Here is a 481-nt window from a genome sequence, read left to right on the forward strand (position 1 = left end):
TGACCCTGGCACCTGAAGGCCGTAAGCTGCTGCGCGTTGAACAGCGCAACAAAGCCGTCCCGGTCGAACGCAAGCCCGAGTGGATCAAGGCCAAGGTCCAGATGGGCCCTGAGTTCGTGGGCCTGAAGAACCTCGTGAAAAAAGAAGGCCTGCACACCGTGTGCGAGGAAGCAGGCTGCCCGAACATCTTTGAGTGCTGGGAAGACAAGGAAGCGACCTTCCTGATCGGCGGCTCCGAATGCACCCGCCGCTGCGACTTCTGCCAGATCGACACCGGCAAACCCTCGCCCCTGGACCGTTTCGAACCCACCAAGGTGGCCCGCTCCGTCCAGTCCATGAACCTGCGCTACGCCACCGTCACCGGCGTCGCCCGCGATGACCTCGAAGACGAAGGCGTCTGGCTCTACGCCGAAACCGTCCGCAAGATCCACGAACTGAACCCCGGCACGGGCGTGGAACTGCTCATCCCGGACTTCTCCGG

At 63.0% G+C, this 481-nt stretch carries 1 protein-coding gene; it reads left to right on the forward strand.

Going from position 1 to position 481, the window contains the following annotated elements; genetic code table 11:
- The coding region (locus L0B83_RS19630) for a lipoyl synthase (RefSeq protein ID WP_234760243.1) at positions 1 to 481 on the forward strand (481 nt) is incomplete at both ends.

This window comes from Arthrobacter alkaliphilus, assembly GCF_021483235.1.
GTDB classification, from domain to species: domain Bacteria; phylum Actinomycetota; class Actinomycetes; order Actinomycetales; family Micrococcaceae; genus Arthrobacter; species Arthrobacter alkaliphilus.